The 25,475-nt window shown below is 38.5% G+C and carries 19 protein-coding genes; 14 read left to right on the forward strand and 5 right to left on the reverse strand.

Translation table 11 applies throughout. From position 1 onward, the window contains the following. Nucleotides 1-19 precede the first annotated feature (19 nt). Nucleotides 20-592: a 4'-phosphopantetheinyl transferase family protein gene (locus ACMAYS_RS02785; RefSeq protein ID WP_103217460.1), complete on the forward strand. Its 573-nt coding sequence runs from the start codon at nucleotides 20-22 to the stop codon at nucleotides 590-592. Here ACMAYS_RS02785 and ACMAYS_RS02790 read toward each other — a convergent pair. Next, entirely contained in the window at nucleotides 589-2,331 is a 1,743-nt protein-coding gene (locus tag ACMAYS_RS02790; protein WP_412462696.1) for a M61 family metallopeptidase, read from the reverse strand. The genes ACMAYS_RS02785 and ACMAYS_RS02790 overlap by 4 nt on opposite strands. A gap of 117 nt (nucleotides 2,332-2,448) precedes the next feature. Between ACMAYS_RS02790 and ACMAYS_RS02795 the strand changes: the two genes are divergently transcribed. Together ACMAYS_RS02795 and ACMAYS_RS02800 are read left to right on the forward strand one after the other, a co-directional pair. Beyond that, complete coding sequence (locus ACMAYS_RS02795; RefSeq protein WP_103217462.1) at nucleotides 2,449-2,886, forward strand: HesB/IscA family protein; 438 nt, start codon at nucleotides 2,449-2,451, stop codon at nucleotides 2,884-2,886. Between the two features lie 3 nt (nucleotides 2,887-2,889). After that, nucleotides 2,890-3,690 (forward strand): LysR family transcriptional regulator, encoded by an 801-nt coding sequence (locus ACMAYS_RS02800; protein ID WP_103217463.1) that lies wholly within the window; start codon nucleotides 2,890-2,892, stop codon nucleotides 3,688-3,690. 29 nt (nucleotides 3,691-3,719) lie between these two features. Here the strand turns inward: ACMAYS_RS02800 and ACMAYS_RS02805 are convergent, their stop codons facing one another. Together ACMAYS_RS02805 and ACMAYS_RS02810 are read right to left on the reverse strand one after the other, a co-directional pair. Then, nucleotides 3,720-4,217, reverse strand: a complete 498-nt coding sequence (locus ACMAYS_RS02805; protein WP_103217464.1) for a hypothetical protein — start codon at nucleotides 4,215-4,217, stop codon at nucleotides 3,720-3,722. Between the two features lie 128 nt (nucleotides 4,218-4,345). Next, complete coding sequence (locus tag ACMAYS_RS02810) at nucleotides 4,346-6,073, reverse strand: DUF6178 family protein (RefSeq protein ID WP_392991660.1); 1,728 nt, start codon at nucleotides 6,071-6,073, stop codon at nucleotides 4,346-4,348. A gap of 228 nt (nucleotides 6,074-6,301) precedes the next feature. Between ACMAYS_RS02810 and ACMAYS_RS02815 the strand changes: the two genes are divergently transcribed. The 9 genes from ACMAYS_RS02815 to ACMAYS_RS02855 are packed head-to-tail and all read left to right on the forward strand — an operon-like array spanning nucleotide 6,302 to nucleotide 14,895. After that, a complete protein-coding gene (locus tag ACMAYS_RS02815; protein WP_103217466.1) occupies nucleotides 6,302-7,006 on the forward strand; it encodes a Crp/Fnr family transcriptional regulator in 705 nt (234 codons plus the stop codon). 52 nt (nucleotides 7,007-7,058) lie between these two features. After that, nucleotides 7,059-9,503: a heavy metal translocating P-type ATPase gene (locus tag ACMAYS_RS02820; protein ID WP_412462697.1), complete on the forward strand. Its 2,445-nt coding sequence runs from the start codon at nucleotides 7,059-7,061 to the stop codon at nucleotides 9,501-9,503. After that, nucleotides 9,503-9,679 carry a cbb3-type cytochrome oxidase assembly protein CcoS gene (ccoS, locus tag ACMAYS_RS02825; RefSeq protein ID WP_412462698.1) on the forward strand — a complete coding sequence of 59 codons (177 nt, stop codon included), beginning with the start codon at nucleotides 9,503-9,505 and terminating at the stop codon, nucleotides 9,677-9,679. Before ACMAYS_RS02820 ends, ccoS begins: the two co-directional genes overlap by 1 nt. Nucleotides 9,680-9,687: 8 nt before the next feature. Next, entirely contained in the window at nucleotides 9,688-11,841 is a 2,154-nt protein-coding gene (gene ccoN, locus ACMAYS_RS02830; RefSeq protein ID WP_103217575.1) for a cytochrome-c oxidase, cbb3-type subunit I, read from the forward strand. A gap of 2 nt (nucleotides 11,842-11,843) precedes the next feature. After that, entirely contained in the window at nucleotides 11,844-12,044 is a 201-nt protein-coding gene (locus ACMAYS_RS02835) for a cbb3-type cytochrome c oxidase subunit 3 (protein WP_021267131.1), read from the forward strand. Continuing rightward, complete coding sequence (locus ACMAYS_RS02840; RefSeq protein WP_158246832.1) at nucleotides 12,037-12,648, forward strand: cbb3-type cytochrome c oxidase N-terminal domain-containing protein; 612 nt, start codon at nucleotides 12,037-12,039, stop codon at nucleotides 12,646-12,648. The genes ACMAYS_RS02835 and ACMAYS_RS02840 overlap by 8 nt, the downstream gene beginning before the upstream one ends. A 24-nt stretch (nucleotides 12,649-12,672) precedes the next feature. Continuing rightward, nucleotides 12,673-14,076 (forward strand): cytochrome c oxidase accessory protein CcoG, encoded by a 1,404-nt coding sequence (ccoG, locus tag ACMAYS_RS02845; RefSeq protein WP_392991655.1) that lies wholly within the window; start codon nucleotides 12,673-12,675, stop codon nucleotides 14,074-14,076. After that, nucleotides 14,060-14,773 carry a sulfite exporter TauE/SafE family protein gene (locus ACMAYS_RS02850; protein WP_146037819.1) on the forward strand — a complete coding sequence of 238 codons (714 nt, stop codon included), beginning with the start codon at nucleotides 14,060-14,062 and terminating at the stop codon, nucleotides 14,771-14,773. The genes ccoG and ACMAYS_RS02850 overlap by 17 nt, the downstream gene beginning before the upstream one ends. Further along, nucleotides 14,764-14,895 carry a hypothetical protein gene (locus tag ACMAYS_RS02855; protein ID WP_255407611.1) on the forward strand — a complete coding sequence of 44 codons (132 nt, stop codon included), beginning with the start codon at nucleotides 14,764-14,766 and terminating at the stop codon, nucleotides 14,893-14,895. The genes ACMAYS_RS02850 and ACMAYS_RS02855 overlap by 10 nt, the downstream gene beginning before the upstream one ends. Nucleotides 14,896-14,917: 22 nt before the next feature. On the opposite strand, the gene ACMAYS_RS02860 is transcribed toward ACMAYS_RS02855, so the two are convergent. Beyond that, nucleotides 14,918-22,537 (reverse strand): beta strand repeat-containing protein, encoded by a 7,620-nt coding sequence (locus ACMAYS_RS02860; RefSeq protein WP_412462699.1) that lies wholly within the window; start codon nucleotides 22,535-22,537, stop codon nucleotides 14,918-14,920. Nucleotides 22,538-22,765: 228 nt separating this feature from the next. Then, nucleotides 22,766-23,233 carry a hypothetical protein gene (locus ACMAYS_RS02865; RefSeq protein WP_103217473.1) on the reverse strand — a complete coding sequence of 156 codons (468 nt, stop codon included), beginning with the start codon at nucleotides 23,231-23,233 and terminating at the stop codon, nucleotides 22,766-22,768. A 157-nt stretch (nucleotides 23,234-23,390) separates the two neighbouring features. Here ACMAYS_RS02865 and ACMAYS_RS02870 point away from each other — a divergent pair, with 157 nt between their 5' ends. Next, the gene (locus tag ACMAYS_RS02870; RefSeq protein WP_412462700.1) at nucleotides 23,391-24,716 is read left to right on the forward strand and encodes a cation:proton antiporter; all 1,326 of its coding nucleotides are present in this window, start codon (nucleotides 23,391-23,393) and stop codon (nucleotides 24,714-24,716) included. A gap of 37 nt (nucleotides 24,717-24,753) precedes the next feature. Next, nucleotides 24,754-25,470, forward strand: a complete 717-nt coding sequence (locus ACMAYS_RS02875; protein ID WP_412462701.1) for a diacylglycerol/polyprenol kinase family protein — start codon at nucleotides 24,754-24,756, stop codon at nucleotides 25,468-25,470. The last annotated feature ends 5 nt before the right edge of the window (nucleotides 25,471-25,475 follow it).

The raw sequence follows: 25,475 nt of genomic DNA on the forward strand, positions 1-25,475 counted from the left end.
GACTTAATATTAGAGCATAATGGCAAAAGAAATGCTGATGAGCAACAAAAAATTCATGCGAAGTACATTTTTATACCTTGGCCAAGAGGAGCTACCAGAAGGCTTCATGGCCGACAAGCGCAATGACTTTAGACTGAGTCGTTATTGTTTATCTTCATTAACTGGCCTTAAAGATATATCTATTATCAATCACTTACATTTAGATAATCATGACAATATGCTAGTCTCAATTAGTCATACGAAAGAGCTTGCGGCTTGTGCGCTATGCACAAATAAAGATGTTAAGTCAGTCGGTATTGATATTGAGTGGTCTGATCGAAAAATGCGTGAAGGAACTTTTAAGTATTTTGTCTCACATGAAAGAGAACTAAATATACACTCTCCTCTTGAGATCTGGTGTATTAAGGAAGCGGCCTTCAAGGCCTACTCACCTTTTCATGATGATGAAAATGAGAAGATATTGGTCTTAACTGACTTTGAGATTTTAGAAAAGGGAGTTCTTAAAGGGCCCAAGGACAATAAGCTTGTCTATGAAATCATCGAAGAGAAATATCAGGGCAGGCCCTTTAAGCTTGCCCTGAGTGAATATTAAAATAAAAAGCTTTCTAATTTCTTTTCATCTTCGATATTAATTTCTTTAATCTCTCTAAGACCGTTTCCAAGAGCAACTCTTAAAGTCATCAACTTCCCTGTGCGAGCAATTAAGAAATCAACTTGATCATTTTCTTTATACATCTCGGCCATTGTATCGTAGGCCTTCTTATCAAGTCTTAATGAGTTAAGAGCAATAAGTTCATCACCTGCATTTAGTCCTGCTTTATACCCACAACTTTCTTGGCGAATTGACTTGATGATAAGCTTTCCACCTTCTTCGGCCACTGTTGCACCAATATCTAGCTTAGGAGTTGTCCACTCAACACTAGCACCCATGCGCTTTAAGTAATCTTCAAAATCAATTTCTTCAACACCTTCAACAAGAAGTCTAAATTCATCGCTAATATTTTTAGAAACAAGTCCTTCTAGGATTTCGAAGAAGCCTTCTTTTGTAATTCCCACAGCAGGTCTTTCTTTATAATCCGCCCATAGAGCACGAACTAGATCGTTGATTCCCTTTCCTTCATTCTTCATCAGTGTATTAAGAATAAAGAAAACGAGCCCACCTTTTAGGTAATAGCTAACAGATGAGTTTTTAAAGTTTTCACCAGCACGGTAAAGTTTAATCCAGGCATTGAATGATGAATCTTCAAGAGAGTGATAACCACGCCCAGGAGTGCCAAGGTAATTGTTAATATTCTTCTTCATACACTCTAAGTATTCTTTTAGAGAATAGAAGCCACTGCGATAAGTGATAAGCTGATCAACAAAGCTAGTCATCCCTTCCGTTAACCAGTGCATACGAGTGTAGTTTTCATTTTTATAATCAAATGGCCCAAGCTCAACAGGACGAATTCTTTTTACGTTCCAAAGGTGAAAGTATTCGTGAGCAACAAGTTCCATATACTCTTTATAGCCTTTCTCTTTTGCTAAATGGAATGGACAAAATTGTAGTACCGTCGAGTCTAAGTGCTCAAGTCCACCAAAGCCACTTGGACTTAAGTGAGTGATAAAATAATAGTGATCGTAAGGAAGCTCGTCCCCTACTATCTTTGCAGTCTCTTCAACAATCGTCTTAATATCATCATTAAGCTTATCCATCACTTCTTGTGAAGATTGAGCATGAGCAAAATCTCCATAGAAAGCAATATGGTGTTCTTTATTTTGGTGCATGAAACCATAAGTCTCATGGCATCCAATTTCAATTGGGGTATCAAGAAGCTCATCAAAGTCTTGCGCTTCATAGATAAAATGATCTCTTTTTTCAGAAATATCTTTTAAGGCCGTTGTTACTTTTGACCAAAGTGGATTAATTTTAATTTCTACATGTGACTTACCACTTTGCCCCTCAATGCCAAGAAAAACACTTGGCCCATGTAAGAAGGCATGTGTGTTATCAACATGAGAAGTACGCACAGTTAATTCATGACAATAGATACTATAGGCAATTCTTATTTTTCCATCTTCACCAAATGAAGTCGATTTAAAACTTGGGTGAGTAAGATCAACTCTCCACTCATTCTTTGAAACTTGTTCATGGAAAAGACGTTGTCCTTTCGAATCTTCAACCTTGATTTCTTTAATATGACGAGAGTACTCTCTCATTAAATAAGAGCCTGGCGACCAAGAAGGCATAAAGAAGCGAACTTCATTTGAATTTGTATCCAGCACTGCATCTAAAGAAATATTAACTAAGTGAGTGTGGGGATTTGGAATATCGATTATATATTTAAGCATTTATCGCTCCTTTCATAAGCTTTCGTATTCTACCAATTTATTTCAAGAAAAACCTCTTGAAAAGGATTCGTTTAATTGCTAAAAGCCCTCTAACAACACAATTTAATGGAAAATCTAATGGAAAATCAATCTGACAACGCACAGCAGTCTGAGCATTATAATATTGACCGCTCACAAGTTGTACTACCACAACTTACTTTTACTCAAGTAGCACAAGATCAACTCAATCTTATGCTTGAAAATGATTTCACACTACAAGGAAAGTACTTAAGAATCCTTATTAGTGGTAAAGGTTGTGAGGGATTTAAGTATTCAATTGGGTTCCATAACTTAAATGACGATGATTTTCTAATTCCTGTCCCTTGTATGGATATCGAAGTTATTATTGATCCATTTACGGCATTTTATCTTGGTGAAACTTTAATTGATTACCAATTTAATTATATTAATGACGAAGAAGGTTTTGTTGTAACTAATAAGCAACAAGAAGAATTCCAAGGCAAGTTCTGGCGTAAAGATAAGACAAAGATTCCTCCTAAGGCAGAGGCCCTGTAAGCAATGGACTATCGTTACCTAAAGGCGTTTACTCTTACGGCAAAATACTTAAGCTTTTCAAAAGCTGCCGCAGAGTTGAAGATTGCTCAATCAGCAGTTTCAAGACAAGTAAAACTCCTTGAAGAATCGATGAATGAAGAGCTTATTATTCGCTCAAGCAAGAAGGTTATTCTAACAAAGAAGGCCAAGCAGCTTCTAAAATCAATTGATCAATTTGAAGACAGCTTAGGGAACATCTTTGAAACCACTCAAGAGCGTCCAGTACATATCGGGATTCTTGATGGACTACTAGTTAACTGGTTTAACCCTATCCTTGCAAAGTATGCAAAGAATTATAAAAGAGATATTTTCATTCACGTTGCCGATAGCCCAGCACTTAGACGTGGGATTGAGGATGGTATATACGATATTATCTTCTCAACAGATAATTTCCAATCAGACCTAACGTCATCTTTAAAATTATTTGAAGAAAAATTTGTGATCATCTCAAATGAAGTAATCAATAAGAGGAAGCTTCACGAGTATACGTGGATTGTTTTTAGTGAGCTTGACCACCTTCATAAATTATCAACAAAGGCACCACCAAAGAAGATCGTTGTGGACTCTCTAGAGAGTATCAAGGCACTTGTAAAGCATGGTGTGGGGATTGCTGTTGTACCAGATCATACATTATCGAAGCACGATAATTTTACGACAGAGCAAGTAAGTGGACTAAAGAATATGAATATCTATATGACTACTTTAAGCTACAAGAATCAACCGGCATTTCTAAAAGAATTTATTAAGATTTTAAATACGAAATAAAAAAGGCGAACATTTAGTTCGCCTTTTTTTTATTTTCTTTTGATGTCTTTGATTCCAACAACACCAATTAGGAATACTTTGTTTGAGATGAAATGAAGAGTTTTAGTTCTTCTATTTTCAAAATTAAAGAGCCAATCTTCACCAACTCTTTCTACAGATGCAGAATACTTTTTACGACTATCATTTACTCCACTATATAGAGTATCGATTTCGATATCACCACCATCAGAAGGGTTTAAGTTACTAACAGTGATCTTAACAACATCGCGATCGCTTCTTCTTACAAGAACAACACCTTTCATCACTTGTTCGAGAGAATATGTTTCATTTCCAATGATTTTTCCCTTATCAGAGAATTCTTTTTTATAGACTGATGTCACCTCTCCCATTTCTTCATCAACGTTAACACCTAGATGATAGAAGCTCTGATCCTCGTCATTTGTGATATGAACAAGCTTAACCTGAGCGGCCATTAGTGATGTTGTTGTGACAACTGTTAAAAGAAGTAATTTCATCAATGATTTCATATTCATCTCCCTCTCAAATTGATACGGCATATTGCCATTAATCACTTGTTAATGGGAGAGAAAATTTTACAACTATGTAAGAAAGACAATTCTTCAAACATTAGCCATAACTAATAACACGTATTAGACTAACTTAAGGTGTTAAAAATAATAGGCCCACCAACGTGCTTAAACTCATCATCACGAAGATTTTCAAATTCGTAACCCGTTAAATGGTCGTGTAATATTTTCAGGATATACTCATTAATATTCTCAATTTGATCAAGTCCAAAGGTTTGAGCAAAGCCTGCAACCTTTTGGGTAATGTAATCATTTTGAAAAATACCTGAGCTAAGGTTAGATTTCTTAGAAAATTCTCTAAACTCTTCAATTGAAACACCCATTTTGCGAGAGTCATCTTTGTCAAACTTATCAAGACTGTAGTTAATAAGAGTTGAGAGGATGATGGCCTCAAAATCAATTGAGTTAATATCGTAGTTTAAATAGAAGTTATCAGAAAGCATGCCATCGTCTTTAAGAGATAAATAAGTTTCTTTAAGTGTTTTAATAAAAGGCATCAACTCAATTAGAAGCTTACACTTGCTTTGTAACTTTCTCCAGACTTCAACATTGTTAACAACAACAATCTTATTGTCATTGTCACGATACTTCACAAGATCACTAAAGAAATCATCTAGAAATAAATCAAAAGAAGCACCTAAAAAATTCTCTTCAGTATCTTCAAAGAGATGATTTCTTAGCGCCTTTTTCACATCCTTTTGCAGAATGCGAATGAGCGAATTTCCAATCTTATAAATATCAGTAAAATCAAAGTACTCAAAAATACTTTCATCAGCAAAGTTTCGGATATCTTTAATATAAGACATTCCAAGAAGGATTAATTCTCGGTTCTGATTTCCAATACGAGTCATAGCAACAGGGCCATCTTTTAAAACCCCATAGTACTCCATACTTGCATTAAGCATGCGAATAAAATTGAAATGTAGGTAGCTAAAGCGCTTCTCATCTTGAACCTTATTCAGCTCCTCGTGAATACTTGCAGCATTCTTTTCAAAGGCAATAATCGAATTTTGGTGAAGTGTTTGAAGTTTACCTTTTGTCGAAATATTACCAGTTAGAGGCTGTTTTTTGTTAATGAATAAATCAATATGGCCAACAGAAGGAAATGGGTTAACCACTTGTAGGGCCTCGAAATAATCAACAAAGCCAAAGTCTCTTAGCCTTTCTTTCTTATCTTGATACTGATTCTCATTGTAGATCATATAGTCTTCAGAAATCATTTTAAAAAGATGTTGGTAAGCAGCTTCAACTCCAACTTCAGTATAAAGGTCTTTGATAAGTTGGCGTACTTCATCGACAACTTCATTATCTTCATCAAATTCGAATAAAAGAAGGTTATCTTCAGTTAGAAAGTAGTTGTCGTGATCATCTGGATAGAGAGGATCTTCAACATCAAAAGTCCAAACATTGAAGCGTCCTTTAAGAAATAAAATGAACTGATCTGATTTTACAAATTCATAACGAATTTCTTCATCAGGACACTTAGCAACTGTACTTACCCATGATGTGAATTCATTGATATCAAGTTCATCTTTTGTCCAAAGGTCGATATCATAGAAAGTTTCTCTTTGCTCTTTAGACAGAAGCTTAAGAGCGTGAGATTTAACTTCAACAGGCAGGGCCTTAATTGAGACATAAAGTGGCTGAACAGGTAGCTTTTCAAGGCTTTCTCCCTTAGAGATGTAGCTATTAACTAACTCCATCGAAGTATAGGCCTTAGACTCTTTAAGAATTAAAGAAATAACGTCAGTAGTCGCTAAATTATTATTCTTATTGTCTTTCTTATTGTCGCTCATTTTGTCCACCAATATTGTCAAATAAGCCTTTAATTTAAGCTATTTAACTTAAGTTGTTAACCTAAATCTAAAGTTTGTACTGCGATACAGTAAATTACTAAAAATATTAAGAAGAAAAACACCTTCTAACACGAAAACATGATATTCGTCATATTATTTCCCCTATAACTTATTTAATTTAGATATATGAAGTGATAAGATTGGTTTAACCAAGAAAAGGTATAAATTATGGAAAAGAGACAGTGTGTAGATTGCCCATCAAGAGAGTTAGGGATTTTCTGTGGGTTATCAAATGAAGAAGCCGCTAAAGTATCACTTACTGCATCTTCATTAAGGTTTAAACGTGGTGAAAAGCTGTTTTCGCAAGGAAACCGCCCAGCAGGTATCTACTGTGTACAATCAGGAAATATCAAGCTGACAAAAACAGGCTCCGATGGAAAAGAGACAATTGTGAGAATTGCTCAACATGGAGATGTTATTGGCCACAGATCACTATTTACTGCTCAAGACTTCAATGGAACAGCAACGGCCATTGATAATGTTTCCGTATGTTTTATTGATAAACCAAGTTTATTAAAACTAATCAATGATAAACCAGCAATTGCGCTAGAACTAATTAATAAGTTAAGCCGCGACATGGGAATTGCAGAAGAGCGCTCAAGTGCTTTCCATCAAAAAAATGTTCGCGAGAGAATAGCTCAACTTCTACTCGATCTTGCTAAGACTCATGGTAACGTGCTTATCAATGGTGAAATTCAAATCGAACTAAAGCTTACAAGAGAAGAGATGGCCACAATGATTGGAACGGCCAATGAAACTCTAATTCGTATTATTTCTGAATACAGAAAAGACGGTCTTATTGATCAAAATGGTAAGTTAATCATTATCAAGGATGCCGCTGAATTAGAGAAGAGAGCTGAAGGCGTTTATTAAAGTTTTACTATTTTAAGTTTATAAAAAAAAGATAACTAACAAGAATGTAGAGATGGATATCCAAAGTATCACAAGCAAGAGACAGGCTTGCGAGGCACAAGTGTGCCTTCACTGCTCTGAAGAAATTGCCCCTGGTGAGCTCATCACTAATGAAAGAGATGGCAAATTAGAAAAGTTTTGTTGCTATGGGTGCATGAGTGTCCACTCTCTTCTTCTTAGTAATAACCTTGAAGATTTCTATCGCTATCAAAATGAGCAAGGCTCTCAGGCCAATAGCTTAAAAGAGCGCCCTACGACATCTGCCAATAAATTTGAATACATGGATAGCGAAGCTTTTATTCGCGAATACATTACAATTGAAGGAGATAAGCTTAAAGTTCACTTTCTACTTGAAGGTGTCCACTGCTTTGCTTGTATCTGGTTAATTGAAAGAATCTCAAAACTTGAAAACTCAGTTATTGAGGCCCAGGTTAATATTGGAAATAATTTAGGTAGTTTCACAATTGATACAAAAAGACCGTATTCAATTGCAAAGCTTGCTGCAACTCTTGCGCAACTTGGCTACACTCCTCACCCGTTTAATATTGAAAAAGATCAAGAAAAGAAATTAAGTGATCGTCGCGATATTCTTCAAATTGGAGTTGCAGCTTCGGCCATGAGTAATATCATGATCTACGCTGTTTCAAATTATGCCGGGGCAACTGGAGATTACGTAAAATTATTCGATGGAATAAGCTTTGCATTTTGTCTTCCAGTGATTCTTTATAGTGCTAGGCCAATCTTAGTTAATAGTGTCAGTGCTATTAGACTTAGAAGTACTAATGTCGATATTCCACTAGCAATGGCAATTGTCTTTGGCTTCATACTGTCGGCAATTAATTTCTTTAGAGAATCTGGACCTGTATACTTTGATTCAATCACAACACTTATATTTCTGATTTTACTGTCACGCTACTTTGTAAAGATGTTGACTCAAAAATCAATGTCGACAAAAGGCATCTCCTCTCTATTTCTAAACACTGGAGTTAAGAAGATTGTTGGCGATACAATTAAACATGTCTTCTCTAATGAAGTTGAGGTTGGTGATCAAATTCTTTTTGAAGAAGACGAAAGAATTATCTACGACGGAAAGCTTGCAAGTGAAAAAGCACTAATTCTAAACTCAATTAATACAGGAGAGAGCCGCCCACTTGTTGTTAATAAGGGAGACTTCATAGCAGCAGGTGCTGTAAGTTTGAGCAATGACCTCAAACTTGAAATTAGTGCAATTGGAACGCAAACAAAACTAGGTAAGAACCTATCAGCAATTGAGAATAATACAATCGTAAAAAACCCTGCCAATGTATGGGCACAAAAAATTTCACGCTACTTCACAATTGGAATTATCGTTCTAAGTATCGTGGCACTTATTCAAGGTCTTTATACTGGAGACGTTTCAAAATCATTTGAAGTCATCCTAGCAATTTTAATAGTTGGATGTCCCTGTGCCTTTGCTATGGCCACACCAATTGTTGTTGCGACTAGAATTAATAAGCTTAAGTCGTATGGTATCTATGTTAAAAACGAGCTAAGCCTAGAAGAGTTAAATAATGCAAAGAATATTATCTTTGATAAGACTGGTACTCTTACAAAAGGAAAGTTTGCAGTAAGTAGTTTTACAAATCAATCTGATCTAAGTGATGAAGAAATCCTTGCTTTAACATTTACTCTTGAAAGAGCGGCCCAACACCCTATTGCTTTTGCACTGAAGAAATATTCAAAACAAAAACTATCGAATACTGATCTATCTAAGTACGAAGATATAGTTGCTGAGGTGATTACAGGAAAAGGTGTTAAGGCACAAATCGAAGACACAACTTACTTTATTGGCAAGGGCATACTTGATGCAGAGATTGCCCTTTTTGCTGATGAAGTGATTATTGCCACTTTTAAAATTGAAGACAGCATCAGACCTGAATCAAAAGAGCTTGTGAACTTCTTGCAACAAAGAAATATTGATATTCACCTATCAACTGGTGATGCTTCAGAGATGGCAAAAAAGATAGCGAGAGAAGCTGGCATCAATGAGGCAAGTCTTTATATTGAACAAAGCCCGGAACAGAAGCTAGAGCTTGCTAACAGACTCGAAAATGTTGTCTTTGTGGGTGATGGTGACAACGATGCTCTTGCCATGATTAAGTCTAATGTATCAATTGCAATTGGTGCACAAGCAGACATTGCCCTTAGAAGCTGTGACATTTATATGCCACAAGAAGACTTAAACCTCATAAAGGTCTTATTTAAAGTTGCACGTAATGTGAAAGGTACTTTACGCCGTAATATTATGTTTGCAGTTACTTATAATATCGCAGGAATAACATTGGCGCTAATGCATATCATTACTCCACTGCATGCGGCGATTTTAATGCCAATCAGTTCATTAACAGTTCTTCTTTCAAGTACACTTCCGTTAATTGGATTTGATAAGAGAATGTTAAAAAATAAAGGAAAAAGCTGATGGAAGTCATTATCGTTCTACTACCGATTGCAATATTCTTAGCAGTAGGATTTCTGTTGTTTTTTATTTGGGCGACTAAAACGGGTCAATATGATGACTTAGATACGCCTTCTATTAGAGTTTTATTTGAAGAAGAGAAAAATATTATTGTTCACAACCAAAAAAAGGAAGAATGATTATGAGCATGAGTACAAATGCCAATCTAGAAGAGTTCTCGTATAACGATAAGATATCGAAAGCTTTTCTTATGGCGACAGTTTTCTGGGGGGCGATTGCACTATTTATGGGTGTCTTTATTGCTTTCCAATTGGCCTATTGGAAACTTAACCTAGGTATAGAATGGACAACTTTTGGCCGTCTAAGACCACTTCACACAAATGCTGCGATTTTTGCATTTGTTGGAAACGGGATGTTTCTGGGAGTTTACTATTCAACTCAAAGATTATGTAAGGCAAGAATCTTTTCAGATTTCTTATCTTGGGTACACTTTTGGGGATGGCAGCTGATTATTGTTTCAGCAGCTTTAACTCTACCTCTAGGGATTACAACAGGGAAAGAGTATGCCGAGCTAGAATGGCCAATTGATATTGCCATTGCAGTTATTTGGGTAGTCTTTGCTGTTAACTTCATTGGTACGCTAGTTAAAAGACGTGAACGTCATATGTATGTGGCCCTTTGGTTCTACATAGCAACAATTGTAACAATTGCTGTTCTTCACATCTTCAACTCTCTTTCTGTTCCAGTAAGTTTTTTAAAGTCTTATCCAATTTATGCTGGTGTACAAGATGCGATTGTTCAATGGTGGTATGGGCACAACGCTGTTGCCTTCTTCCTAACAACTCCGTTCTTAGGGATCATTTACTACTTCTTACCAAAAACTGCTAATCGTCCAATCTATTCATATAGACTTTCGATTATTCACTACTGGTCTCTAGTATTTATTTATATTTGGGCAGGTCCTCACCACCTTCTTTACTCATCTGTTCCAGATTGGGTTCAAACACTTGGTATGACTTTCTCAATTATCCTATGGATGCCTTCATGGGGTGGGATGATCAACTTCCTTCTAACACTAAGAGGTGTTTGGGATAGAGTTAGAACTGAGCCAATCTTAAAGTATTTTGCTACGGCCGTTACTTTCTACGGTATGGCAACTTTTGAAGGTCCACTACTTTCAATTAAATCGGTTAACTACATCGGTCACTTCACTGACTGGGTTGTTGGTCACGTGCACGCTGGTACAATTGGTTGGAACTACATGCTAATTGTTGGTGTTCTATACTACTGTGTTGAAAAACTATGGAAGACAGAATTATATTCTAAGAAAATTGCTAACGCTCAATTTTGGTTAGCAACAATTGGTCTTCTACTTTATATGATGTCAATGTGGGTAGCTGGTATTACTCAAGGATTAATGTGGCGTGCAGTTGATGCTACAGGGAAACTTGTTTACCCTAACTTCATTGAAACTGTAATCAAAGTTATTCCAATGTACTGGGTACGTGCATTTGGTGGTGTATTCGTTCTACTAGGTTTCTTCTTAATGATCTTCAACCTATGGATGACTTATAAGAAATCAAAGTATGTAAACAAAGACAAAGAAGAATCAGAAGAAGTATTTAAAGCGGCACCTATTTCAGCTCACCCTGAAGATGCAAATGCTGAAACTCACAGAAAGCTTGAAGGGCTTCCTGTTACTTTTACTGTTCTAACTTTAGTTGCAATCCTTGTTGGTGGAGCAATTGAAATTATTCCTTCAATGCTTTCAAACAAATTTGTCGAAGTAGACCCTAGAGTAAAACCATACACTCCACTAGAACTTCTTGGTCGAGATATCTTTGTTAAAGAAGGATGTTACGTTTGTCACTCTCAACAAATTCGTCCAACTGTTTCTGAAAAGCTACGTTATGGAAATCCTTCAACTGCAGCAGAATCTGTATACGATAGACCATTCCAATGGGGATCACGTCGTATCGGTCCAGATCTTGCACGTGTAGGTGGAAAATATAATGATATGTGGCACTACCGTCACATGATTAATCCACGTGAAGTGACAGCAGGCTCAATCATGCCTAACTACGACTGGCTAACTAAGAAGAAAGTTAACTTCAAAATGCTTCCAAAGAAAATGGATGTTATGGTTGCACTAGGAACTCCATATAGTGAAGACGAAGTTTCGAATGCTATTGATCTTGCAATGGAGCAAGCAACTCAAATCACTAAGGGATTAAATGAGTTTGGTGTACCAATGAAGATGCAAGATAAAGAAATCATCGCACTTATTGCGTATCTACAAAGACTTGGAATTGACACAAAAGAAACTAAGTCAGAGGAATAGAGATGAAATCTGAAGTAATGCAAAATATGCCGTGGGAATGGATGCCAGCAGTGTCGCTATTCATTTTTGCGGCCATCTTCTTAGGGGCCTTCTTCTGGTCAATGAGACCGGGCTCAAAAGAGCTTTATGAAGAAGTTGCCAACAATGCACTTTCTGACGGCGAAGCAGTCGTTAATGAAAACAAAGGAAGCAACAATGACTAACGAAAATAATAAATCGAAACAGGAAAATATCGTACTTGAGGATGAGAAAGATCTTGTTATGGATCATGAGTACGATGGTATTCAAGAGCTCAACCACCCGCTTCCAAGTTGGTGGACTGGTGTTTGGGCCCTATCATTCATTTTCTCGATACCTTACTTTATGTACTACGTACTAATGGATGGACCAACACTGTTGGATACATACAAGGTAGAGATGGCTGAAATGCAAAAGATCATCGATGCAGAAGCAGCAAACACTGCCAACTTCGATATTCAAGCATACGACAGCTACGTGGCCACACCTGCTGCAAAAGAGCTTGGTAACACTGTTTTTATTGAAAACTGTGCTGCCTGCCACTTAGATGATGGTGGTGGGGACATCGGTCCAAACTTAACAGATAAACATTGGATTAATATTACTAAACTTGATCCAGAACAAATCTATAAGTTTGTTGTTCATGGTAATGAAGATAAAGGGATGCCTGCTTGGGGAGATATCTTAAGCAAGGAAGACATCATGGCCGTTACTGACCACGTATTAGCACTGCAAGGAACTACTCCTGCAAAAGCGAAAGAGCCACAAGGTGAGCTACTTAGCGAATAAAATTAGAATTTGAAAGAGAAAGAAATGGCAAAGAAATCACAATTTGAATTACACGAATCAAGACTTGGTACAACTGACGACAGTGGACACAGAGTCTTCCTGTTCCCTGAAGAAGTTAAAGGGATCTGGAAAACCAGGCGTGAGATATTCTATTGGTTTCTTATTTTTGTCTATCTAGTCTTGCCGTGGATATATATTCAAGGAGAACAAATGATTCTCCTTAATATCCCGGCCAGAGAATTTTCATTCTTTACATACAAATTTTATGCCCACAATGCGCCTATTTTAATATTTGTGATACTCGGTTTTCTTTTCTTTATCGGGTTTATCACAAGTATTTTTGGGCGCGTTTGGTGTGGTTGGGCATGTCCACAAACAGTCTTCATTTCATCAATTTTCCTCAAGCTCGAGGCCCTAATTGAAGGAAAGCCAAGAGCGAGAAAGAAACTTGCAGAAGGCCCTTGGACAAAAGAGAAACTTATTAAAAAATCTCTTAAGTGGATTGCTTTTCTTGCAGTCTCACTACATATCTCACATACATTTTTGGGATATTTCGTAGGTACTCATCACCTACTATCAATAAGTTTTCAAAACCCAGCTGAGAACTTCACACTATTTACGATCATGCTTCTCATCACAACAATTGTCCTTCTAGACTTTGGTTGGTTTAGAGAGCAGTTTTGTATTATCGCTTGTCCATATGGAAGAATGCAGTCTGTAATTATGGATGAGAACTCACTAGCAATTCTTTACGATGAAAGACGTGGAGAACCAAGACGTCAGCCAGGAATGAAACCTGAAGAACATGGTGATTGTATCAACTGCTATGCTTGTGTAAAGGCCTGTCCAACAGGAATTGATATCAGACGAGGTGTTCAACTAGAATGTATCGCTTGTACAAACTGTATTGATGCATGTGACGACATCATGTTAAAAACGAATCGCCCGACAGGACTCATTCGTTACGACACTCAAAGTAATATTGAAGGAAAAGGGCGCCATATTTTCTCAATTCGAAATATTAGCTACCTAGTTGTTCTAATTGGTCTACTAATTGGATTTGTTTATAGTGTTTCAATGTCACAAGGAATCACAACAACAGTCCTTAGAGGTCCAGGAACACCATTTACAGTAAGTTCACCAACGACAACAAGAAACCACTTTCATATTGTAATTGAACAAAGTGGTGAGATTGTTGAAAGAAATATTGAAATTGCAGTTGAAGGGATTAAAGAAGGCTCTTACGAAATGAAGATGCCCAGAAATCCATTCATCTTCAAATCAAACCACGAAAGAAAAATTGTCTTCATTGTTTTTAATAATGATGTACTAACTAACGGAAGCTTAAAGTTTAATTTCATTATAAAAGATCTCGACACAAATGAAGAGATCAAAAAAGAGGCGGTTTTAGTTGGACCAACTAAGTAGTCTGCAGGGAATTTCACCTTATGTAATCATAAGCGCAGGTCTGACAATGGGACTTGTTGCAAATTTCCACTGTGTGGGAATGTGTGGTGGAATTACCATGGCCGTCTCTAAGTCCTTTAGTCAAAATATGTCCTACCAAGTAGGCAGACTATTGGGCTACATGGCCACAGCACTGGTTATTCCGGTGCTTGGCTTTACAATCCTTGATATAAAATCAAATCCATACCTCATGCTCTTTTCAGGGCTAAGTATTGGATTGATCTTAATCTGGATGGGACTTAAAAGACTTTTTAAATTTTCAAATTTCAAATTAGCTCAAATAGTCTCTCAAAAATTACACAATCTAAATGCAAGGCTTTGGCCAAAGATATCAAAGAAAGTAGGAAATAAACCTCACCTCTTTAATTTTTCAATTGGAGGTATTAGTGTTCTACTTCCATGTGGGCTATTATGGGCGATGTTAGCACTTGCAATAAGTGCGGCCTCTCCAACACTTGCGGCACTCTTTGTGTTCTTCTTTTGGCTAGGAACACTACCAGGACTTCTCCTTGGGCCAAGTGCGATTAGGAAAATAAAATTTCCAACTCGTATTCAAGCTGGAGTCCCTTACTTATTTTTAATTATTGGAACTGCCACAATTGTCTATCGTGTGTATATGATGTGGAGTCCAGCGGCAGGAGCGCCAACATGTCACTAAAAAAAATGATCACAAAATTCTTTCAAGACCCAGAATACTATGCATTTAACTTTCTGATCTTTACAGTCATCATCTTATTTCCATGTCTACTAGTTGCTTTAACTATTAAATACTGGTCTTAGTAAACGTATCCAATACATATATTTATGGAATGACTGTATAGTCAATGCTACCGACTCCACCATTACGACTAGCATCGGCACCAAGACCACCTGATGCGTCAGCTAAACCGAGCCAATTATTCGTTCCACAATTTACATGGATGCGACCACCACCGCCACCTGAACCGCGGAAGCCAGTCGTATTTGATCCACCAATTGTTGATATATTTCCACTACCATCACAAGTAAGGCCCTTTACATAAACCGAACCACCAGCACCAGAGCCACCTGTTGCACCAGAGAGATTTCCGTTAACACCATTTGAATCGACTGCAGCAGAGATATTTACATTAGCATCTGAAACTAACCAGATGACACCACCACCAGCACCACCACTGTAATCTCCCGAGTCATCACTTCCACCACCAGAGCCCGGAGTATTTGGCTCAGTTGCACTACCATATGTAATTCCACTATTGGTACAATAACCATCACCACCGGCACCAGCGTGTCCTCCCGCTCCGGCCGGATTATTTCCACTAGAACAGGCAAGTCCACCTGCCACTCCATATCCATTATGACCAATTCGGCCAGGAAGCTCCCCTTTACCAAGAGAAGAAATAGAAGCATTCACATTAATATCACCAACAGCGTAGACATCAGGAAGACCAGCTTCAACAGCTCCATCAAAAGTGACAACACCACCTGAATGGATTTGAGAAATATCCTTACTTGCAGAAATTAAACTAGAAGTTGCTGTTGAGAAATTCCCACTAATATCAAAACCTACATCAGTATTATTTCCATAAACTCTAAGAGTCATCGCTGTATCAAGAATAAAGTTTCCGGCACCAGTAAAGCTTTGTACACCACCTAGAGTTAGGTCGTTACTAACGGTACAAGTTGAGGCAAAGTCACCTGTTGTACAAATTGAGTCCTGATCCATTAATGATACATAGAATGAACCTTCATCAATTCCACGATCATTATTTTTCATATCAATTGTTCCACCATATTGATAGACACCACTAATGTCTGTCATCGTAATAGCAATTCGACCCGCGCCACCATGTCCACTTGAAGATCCACTTGCAGAACCACCTTGAGCGGCCATTGATCCATTTCCAGTAATTGAACCAGTATTGATCCAAATTGAACCACCAGAACCACCTGAACCATAGTTTCCTGATATATAAGTACCATTTCCACCATTAGATAAAATAGCGCCCGTAAAATTTGTTAAGTTTGAAATAGAAAACTTAACGGCACCACCACCGTCACCACCGGCAGCATGAGCATGACGTCCACCACCAGAACCGAAATCAGTTGGTGCAGTTTCATCTCCATAAAGACTACCCCAAGTGTTGGCACTATAACCTTGGCCACCAATACTTCCGTAACTAGCAGCACCGCCATGATTATTTCCACCACTAGAGTCTTTACCTCCACCAGGTCCAGATGTACTCGTATAACCTCTTTGTGAAACATCAACTGTTCCTGCAAGATCGAGATTTGTTGCAATAAAATCTGCAAGGTTAACCTTCATCGTGGCACCGGCTTCAAGCGTTGCATTTCCAGAAATATCAAAAGTGTACTTGTCACGATTTTGAGATTGAATCGTTGCACCAGATTTTACAAGCAGATCTCCAGTAACGTTAATATTTGTAGCGCTATCATAGAGATAAATATCATTATTTATAGTTAAGTTACCTGCAAAGAGATCACTCGGTAGCCATTTGGCATTGTTAATTTCACAAGTCGTTCCACTTGTTCCAACATCACAGAATTGGTCTAATGTTGTATAAGCTAAATATAAAGTTCCAAAATCACCTGGATGAGTTGAAGTACCAGGCCCATAGTTGAATATTCCAGAAAATGTATTACTTGAAGTAGTGATATCAACTGATAAGCGACCACCTGATCCTGAACCAGCACCACGTCCACCAGAGTTACCACCTTTGGCCTGAATATCTCCTGTACCAGTAAAGCTTGTGTTAGCAGTAATCCAAACGGAACCACCCGCACCACCACCACCAGCGTAAATACTTGCACCTGCACCAGCATTTCCATCGGCCTTAATCTCACCATCGACATTAACAGTATCAGCAATAATTTTGATGGCACCACCACCATTACCACCTCGGTAATTTCCAGATGAACCTCCACCTGAACCAAAAGTGATGGGAGCAGTTAAGCTACCATATGGACTATTACCACCAGCAGTTGATGTTGCGTTTTCACCATTACCACCATTTCCACCGTGCGCCCCGCCCCCAGCTTCATCATTACTATTTGTGAGTCCAGGCGATGGCCCAAAACCTTCTTCAAGGCGATTTCTAGAACCATAGTAACCGAGTCCAACAGCACTTATTAGGCCACCAGATTGAAGATCAAAAGCAGATGTTTCAAGAAGAGATAGGTTCGCATTAATTGATGATCCATTCGCAATTGTTATGGCCGTGTCGGCCGCAATTGAAATCGATCGAAGATATTCTGTATAAGAAATACTTGAACCAGCTTGAAGGCTTAGACTTCCAGTTAAATCGATTGAGAAATTTCCATTATGGCCTTGAATTGCAAGCCCTGCACTTGGAGATAGAATAAGATTCGCACCAGTAAGAGAAATATTATTTCCTAATGGCTTAGTTGCAGCAATTGTACAAGTAGTTGCAAAATTACCACTATCACAAATAGCATCATTAGTTGAAAGTCCTAAGTGAAATGTTCCAGGGCCTCCGTGCTTACTACTAGAGCCACCATTAGTATTAACAACACCTGTTAGGTTATAGTTGCCACCTGCAAGTTCAATTGAAAGCCTTCCACCAGAACCACTACCACTTCCGTAGTAATACAATTTACCTTCGCCACCAGAAACAAGAATATTTCCACTACCAATGATTGAATTGGCCGCTTGAATCCAAACAGAACCTCCGGCACCACCACCTGAAGCATAAATAGAAGTAGTTGCTCCGTCATTTCCTTGTGCCAGGATATTACCATTTAGAATAATATCGTTGGCCACAATCTTAATGGCCCCACCACCATTACCACCAGAAATATTCTTAGAAGCTCCACCACCTGAACCATAGTCAACAGGATTAGTTTCACTACCATATGGAGATTGTCCACCTAGCGTTGCTGCGCCTTCTCCGTTTCCACCAACAGAGGCGTGAGCACCACCACCAGCTTCATCTGTATTATTTGAAAGTCCAGGAGAGATCCCAAATCCTTCTTGATAACCAAGACCGGCACCACGATAACCAAGCCCTTTTGCATTGAGGCTTGATCCTGCTTGAAGTTCAAGTGTTTGGGCCTCAAGATTTGTGAGATTAGCTAGAACCATTGCATTTGCTTCTAATGTCACATTTCCATCTGCAAGCAGTTCAATACCACGAGCATTGGCAATATATGTAATACGAGAATTTGGCTTAAGAGTTAAGTTACCAGTTAGATCAACTGCGATACCAGGGTTAAGGCCATCAACAGAAAGCGAGACACTATCTGCGATCTCTAAGTTATTTGCAGTAATCGTATAGTTTGCACCAATCGTCTTATTTTCAATTATATAACAAGTTGAAACCAGATCACCACTATCACAAATTGAAGAAGGATTTCCTAGAGCTAAATAAAATGTTCCATCTCCGGCCCTTTTCTTTCCAAGGCCACCTGACGTAAAAACATTTCCAGAGAAGTCATAAGAAGAACCATTATACTCAATGGCAATTCGGCCACCAGAACCACTTCCTGCACCAAAGCTATAAACCTTACCAGCACCACCAGCAGCAGTAATCATCCCCGATCCAGTAAAAGAATTGCTTACTTGAAGCCAGATTGAACCACCAGCTCCACCACCTGCCGCATAGATTGAGCCAGAAGCACCGTCTGTACCATTGGCCGTTAATGAGCCGTTAACCGTTAGATTATCTGTAATAATTTTAATGGCACCACCACCATCTCCACCATCGTAACCATTTGATGCCCCAGCACTAGAACCATATTCAATTGGAGCACTAGCTACACCGTAGATAACGCTACCACCAGCTGTTGAAGCATTCTCTCCGTTTTCTCCAACAGAAGCGTGGCCTCCACCACCTGATTCGTCAGTACCATTGCCTAAACCTGCAGATGGCCCCTTCCCATCAGCACCACCATCACGTCCACCAGTGTATCCTCGACCATCTAGATTAATCGCACCACCAGTTTGGATATCAATAGATGTGGCCGTAAGTTCTGTTATGTTGGCCGCAAGTGTTGCGCCAGATTCAATCACAAGATTACTTCCAATATTAAGTTCAATACTTGTAGCATCAGGAGTTTGAACAAGAGCACCACTTTGAAGAGTTAAATTTCCTAAAATCGTATAAGTTACATTGGCCATGAGTGTTTGAGTATCATTGATATAACACGTTGTTAGAACATCACCGCCACCACTACAATTTGGATAAATATTTGGGATATTTACATAGGCCGTTCCCTCTGCAACTCCACGTCCAGCAAGGTGGCTAACATTTGCATTAACAGTTGCCTGATTTGCAATAATTGAAATTCGTCCTCCAGCACCATTGGCAGCGGAGTTGGTATGACCAGAAGTTCCACCAGTAGCCGTTAGTGTTGCAGCTAAAATTAAGTTATCAGCAGTTAGCCAAATTGAACCACCAGCACCACCACCTGAGATATCACTATTTTCTTGGCCATTGCCACCATTAGCAGAAATTGTTCCAGAAATTTCTAAAGTATTTGTAACGCTTAACTTAACGGCACCACCACCGCTTCCACCAATACGTGAACCACCAGCACCTCCACCTGAACCATAATCGACAGGAGCACTAATTGAACCATATGCAGGAGCACCGGCCGTCCCTGCGTTACCATTGAAACCATCTGTAGCATGACCACCGCCACCACCATTATCATCTGTTCCAATACCGCCAGCAGGTCCTCCACCATTGCCCATAGCACGACCACCAAAGTAGCCTTTACTATTTACATTAATGGTACCAGTGATCGTTGCATTAGAAATAGTTGAATCTGAAATATTAGCGTTTAGCGTTCCGGCCATATTAAAATTATTAGCAACAATATTACTAATGGCCGTCATTGCATCCATTGATAAAAGCCCACCAGTAGCAATTGTGAAATCTCCGCCAGCATTATTAAAAGTGAAGTCAGAGTCAAGGCCCTTAACACTTACGTTTCCGGTTGTATCAATTGTTAAATTTCCGCTTGTGAGATTTATGTCACCACCGATAACTTTAGAAGTATTGATAATACATGTTGAAGAAAAATTTCCACTATCACAAAGTTGATCATTGCTTGTAAGACCTAAATAGAAGCTACCATCTGATGCGCGAGTACCGACACTTCCGCCAGAAACACCAATGGTTCCATTAAATGTATAAACACCAGTGTTTTGATAAATTGCTAATCGTCCAGCTGCTCCAGCACCTGTCCCTTGTGCACCATCGATTGCACCAGCAGATCCACCATTAACAGAAACACTACCGCCACCAGTAATTGTATTTTGAGAAATAATCCATAGCGACCCACCAGAGCCACCAGCTCCTTGGTCACAACAAGTTTGAACACCTGCTCCACCTTGAGCAAGTATATTTCCATCAATATTTAAATTTGTTGTTATTATTTTTACGACACCACCACCGGCACCACCAGACTGATCATCACCAGCACCACCGCCAGAACCGAAATCAACAGGTTCAGTTCTTGAACCATAAACAGTTGTCCCACCACTTGAGCGGCCATCTCCACCAGCTCCAGCGTGTCCAGCACCACCTGGATCAGCACTTGTATTAGAATGTCCGAGACCACCTGATGGCCCACTTCCATTTGCAGCACCACTTGCTCCACCAGCATAACCTTTACTTGAAACATCAATACTTGCACCTGCCTGGATATCAAGAGTAGTTGTACTTAAAAGAGTAAGGTTTGCAGAAATTTTTCCACCAGATTCAATTGTGACATTTCCATCAACTTGCATAATTATTTTTTCAAGAGCATTTGAAGAGATGTCTCCTCCACTTTGAATCACAAGATTTCCTGGAATATAAATAACTGTTGAATCCGCCATTGTTTGTAGATCATTTACATAACAAGTTGTGTTTACATCTCCTCCACCTGAACAAACAAGGCCAGTTCCAGATGAAGCGATTGCTGCTGTTGTGAATGTCTGGGCCTGCTGCCCGATCGTATTATTTGAAGTATCAATATAACAAACCGTTAAACTATATTGAGTCGAAGGATTAAGTGACGATATATTTTGAGTTAAGTTTGTATTACCAAAGTCAATCCCCGCAGAACAATCACTAGGGGCAATTGCTCCCGTCACAAGGTGATACTTATATGTTTGTAGATTTGTTGTATTGATAACAGCGTAGCTTAAAGCAATATCATAACTATTAATTGTATCGAGATTTAGTGAGTGTAAGTAGCTGGAAGTTTTTGAGAAGTTTTTAGATTCAGCACTTGAGGTATTTCCAGCACTATCAGTAACTGTTGCACTTACGGTTACAGCTCCATCTGCTTGAGAGCTAAAATCAAAGGTATCGCTCCAATTGCCTCCTGTACATGCAGTTGACTTGGTTACGACATTTCCACTTAAAGTCACGCTACCATCTTCTGTACACGTTCCTGATAATGTAGCACTTGGGCCAAAGACTTCACCTGCTGTGTTTGTAATAGTCACACTTGGAATTGAAGTATCATAATTTATTGTCGCACTAATGGGATTATCATTAATATACTCACCAGTTGTAGCGGTCCAAATATAAACAGTTCTTGATCCATCTGCTCCTGCTGAAAAGGTAAAATCAGTAGGCTCAGTCGTCACCCAACTACCGCCACTACAAGTAGAAGTATCCGCTGGCTTTGTAGACTGTGATTCAGATAAACACCACATCGTTGCATAAGTATCATTACCAATGCTAAGGCCTACTGTTAAATCATTTGAGTCACTCGTTGCCATCGTGATTGTAGGATCTGGCATCGAAACATTTTTTGTCAGAGTAATCGTTTCTTGAGCAGAGGAGTTTCCAGCGCTATCAGTATAGACAACATCAAAATCGAGACTGCCATTAGGGATTGCTGATGTATCGACATCAACGCTCCAACTCCCACCAGAACAAGTAGTTGTTGCTGTTATTGCATTTGATAAATGAACTTCACCACCATCTTCACTACAAGTTCCCGCTAAAGTAAAATTCGTTTGATTCGTTTCATCAATAACAGTAGCGGGAGGAGTTGTGATTGCAGTAGATGGTGCTACGGTATCAACTTCAATGGTTCCAATAATAGGATCTTCTGAAACTTCATCACCACTATTTGCTGTCCAAACATACAGGTCGCGACTACCTTCTCCAGGAGAAAATGTATAAGTCGCAGGAGGGGCAGGTGTCCACGCTCCTCCGTTACAAGTTAGTGTATCTGTAGGCTGAGTTGTCTGAGATTCTGAAACACAATACTTTGTAGCGCCACTTGTGTTGGTGATATTAAGCCCAACAGTTAAGTCATTACTAATTTCGGGGCTACTAGAGTCTGAATCCAATAAAGAAACTGTCGGAATTGTGATTGCTCCATCACCAACGATAGAGTACTTAATTTTCGAACAGGAGCTAAAAGCTATTGCTAATAGAAGGAGAAAAACGTGCATCGATATCAAACCTGTTAAATAATTTTACTTACTCAAACAAGTTTATCGACATAAAGTTAATTTTCTTAACAATTTTTAGTATTTAGCAGAATAAACTCAAGAAGCCATTCATAAAGTCCTGTAATATTAAGCTCTTACAAAACTACTCTATTGAAAAGTGAAATTCTTGCCATGGCCTTGATTTGACATGGCGTAATTCCAAACTGCCAACTTCGAAGGCCAGCTAAACTACTTACACTCTCGCATGCGCTGAAGTAGTTCACTATCCTGTTCTTGAATTCGAGGTCTTAAATACTCAACAATTGAAGAGTTTTCTTGAAGGATACGAACTAAGCGACATAGAAAGACATTATCTTCTGGGCTCTCAACAATTGACCAGCCATCAACGACATTATTTGTTTCATAGAAAAATTTAAAAAAGAGTTCTTTGTACTCAAGTTTTACATTCTTTCCGGCCTGAGCAATTAATTGTTCGCCAAGCGCTTTATCATGAACAGAAAATCCCCACGTCAGTCGATCACCACTTCCAAGATCTAGCGTTCCTTCATAAGTTTTAAAGAAGACACCTTTCTTTGTGATTCGCACTAATTTACCCGAGCGAGTCCCATCAGACTTTGGATAATTTAAAATTCCCCAACCTAGAAGACCTGCAATAATTGCGAGAATAAAAAGTGTGAAATAGATTTTCTTCTTCAAATGAACAACCTCGTTAAATAATTGATAGCTCTATTGTAGCCATTTACATCCTTAGTTGTAAAAAACTTAATATTATTAACGCATCTTTATACCTCTTAAGTTTGATCTAGCGTCTGTGTGCGTTAAATTTCAACAAAGCCAATGAGCGAGGTTAAATGTGTTCGACTTCATCGATTTAACAGATACCCAGGCCGTTATTCCAATTCTAGGCCTGTGCCTTCTGTTATGTCTTGTGGTAGCACGTTTTACTAAATTTATAGGAATCCCTAAGGTCAGTGGTTTTATTATGCTAGGGATTATTCTAGGGCCATATGTCACAGGCCTAATCACTCACGAATTTCTTGAAAAAACTAATTATCTTTCTGACCTTGCTCTAGGCCTTATTCTCTTTAATATTGGCGGGGAATTTAATAAGTATCTCTTAAGGCGCTTAAGCAATGAAATCATTAAGGAAACTCACCTTAAAGTTTTTCTGATGTTCTTGATTAGCAGTATTCTCTTTGCCACTTGTCTTGCTATCTTTACCGGACTCTCCTTTACAAATATTTTTATAATATCCTCAATGCTTGGAATTATAAGTATCGAAGCGGCTCCCCCTACAACGGTACTAGTAATGAAAGAATACAACACACATGGCCCAATTACTGATGCTATCATGATTCACTTGGCCGTTGTCACTGGACTAACAATTGTAGGGAGTTTATTTTTGACTTCAATTTTTGAAGCAACAGACCTGTGGCCTTCTTCTGCCTCTGCTTATCAGTCACTACTTTCCATGGCCAAAGAAGTGATCGGATCAATTGCAGTAGGAGTTGTACTGGGACTTCTTCTTACTTGGCTTGAAAATTTTGAGAATAAGATTGGTAACTTTCTCTTTTCCATCATAACAATGATTCTCTTTGCTCAAACACTCGCTTATTTCTTAAAGTTGAATGTTCTCTTAATATCGCTAGTTTTAGGTTTTACTGTCACCCAAGCTTCTTCAAAAGGTCGCCTCATTCATACGACAGTTAGAGATATTGGAAGTTCACTCTATGCCATTTTCTTTGTCTTTGCTGGCACCCATATCAATATTGCAGGGCTTATATCTGATGACGCACTCTTTGTGATCATGTACATCGTCATTCGAACACTATCTATTTTTGTGGCCCATCGCTTCTTTGCAAAGCGAGTAAAAAGCAATGATTACAGTATGTTAGGTCATTGCCTCTATTCACATGCTGGTACGGCCATAGCTATTGCCATGACTATTCAAAGAATCCCCCATATCACAAGTAGTATAATCTTTCAGACCATCATTTCCAGTATATTCATCTTTGAAATTGCAGGGCCACTTATCCTCAAAGAGGCCCTTAAACGCAGTGGAGAGGTCTCTTTAGAGTCCCTGAGTGATGGGCAGTATAGTTATGGACAGGATCGCCGATCAATCTTCAAAATCACCAAAGATTTTATCTCGAACAGTCTGTCAGGACTAAAAAAATAGTTTTGTCAGGATTAACAACCTGAGTTAAGATGCACATATGGATACGACAATTGCAAATAATGAAAAAAACGATGTGGAAACATCGACTAAAGATATAGCTGAACAAGTTTCACAAGAAGAAAACGATACAAAAGAAGAGATAACGAAAACAAGAAAAGACCTACATATGCCACGTAGGATTTTTCACTTTTCGATGGGCCTTATAGCGGGAATGATCTATAAGCATTTTCTTACTCACGCCCAAGCTGTTCACATCCTTGGTATTGCTACATGTGTATTCTATATTCTTGAACAGATAAGAATTAACTATCCAGAAAATAAATTAATGAAGCTAGGTAGCCGCTACCTTTTACGTGCAGAGGAACAACTTAAAGAGTCAGCTTCCATGCCGTATCTTATGGGCCTACTTCTTACAATCTTAACTTTTCCAAAAACGATTTCACTAGTGGCCGTCTTCACTCTTGCTGTTTGTGACCCATTAAGCGCAATCATTGGAATTCGTTTTGGTAAAACTAAATTAAAAGCGAATCGCTCCCTTGAGGGAACTTTGGCCTTCTTAATTGCCACACTTGCCATTCACCTAATGGTGCTTATAAATGTCTATGAGTTTAATATAAAGATAGCACTCGTTTCAATCTTCAGCTCCCTTGTGGTAACAGCAGTAGACTTTATGGATTTTAAAATTGATGACAACCTAACGATTCCACTTTCAACAGCTGGAGCGCTTTGGTTATTTATGGCAATTTTTCTTTAGAAAGA

Source organism: Halobacteriovorax sp. RT-2-6, from assembly GCF_047085025.1.
Taxonomy (GTDB): Bacteria; Bdellovibrionota; Bacteriovoracia; order Bacteriovoracales; family Bacteriovoracaceae; genus Halobacteriovorax_A.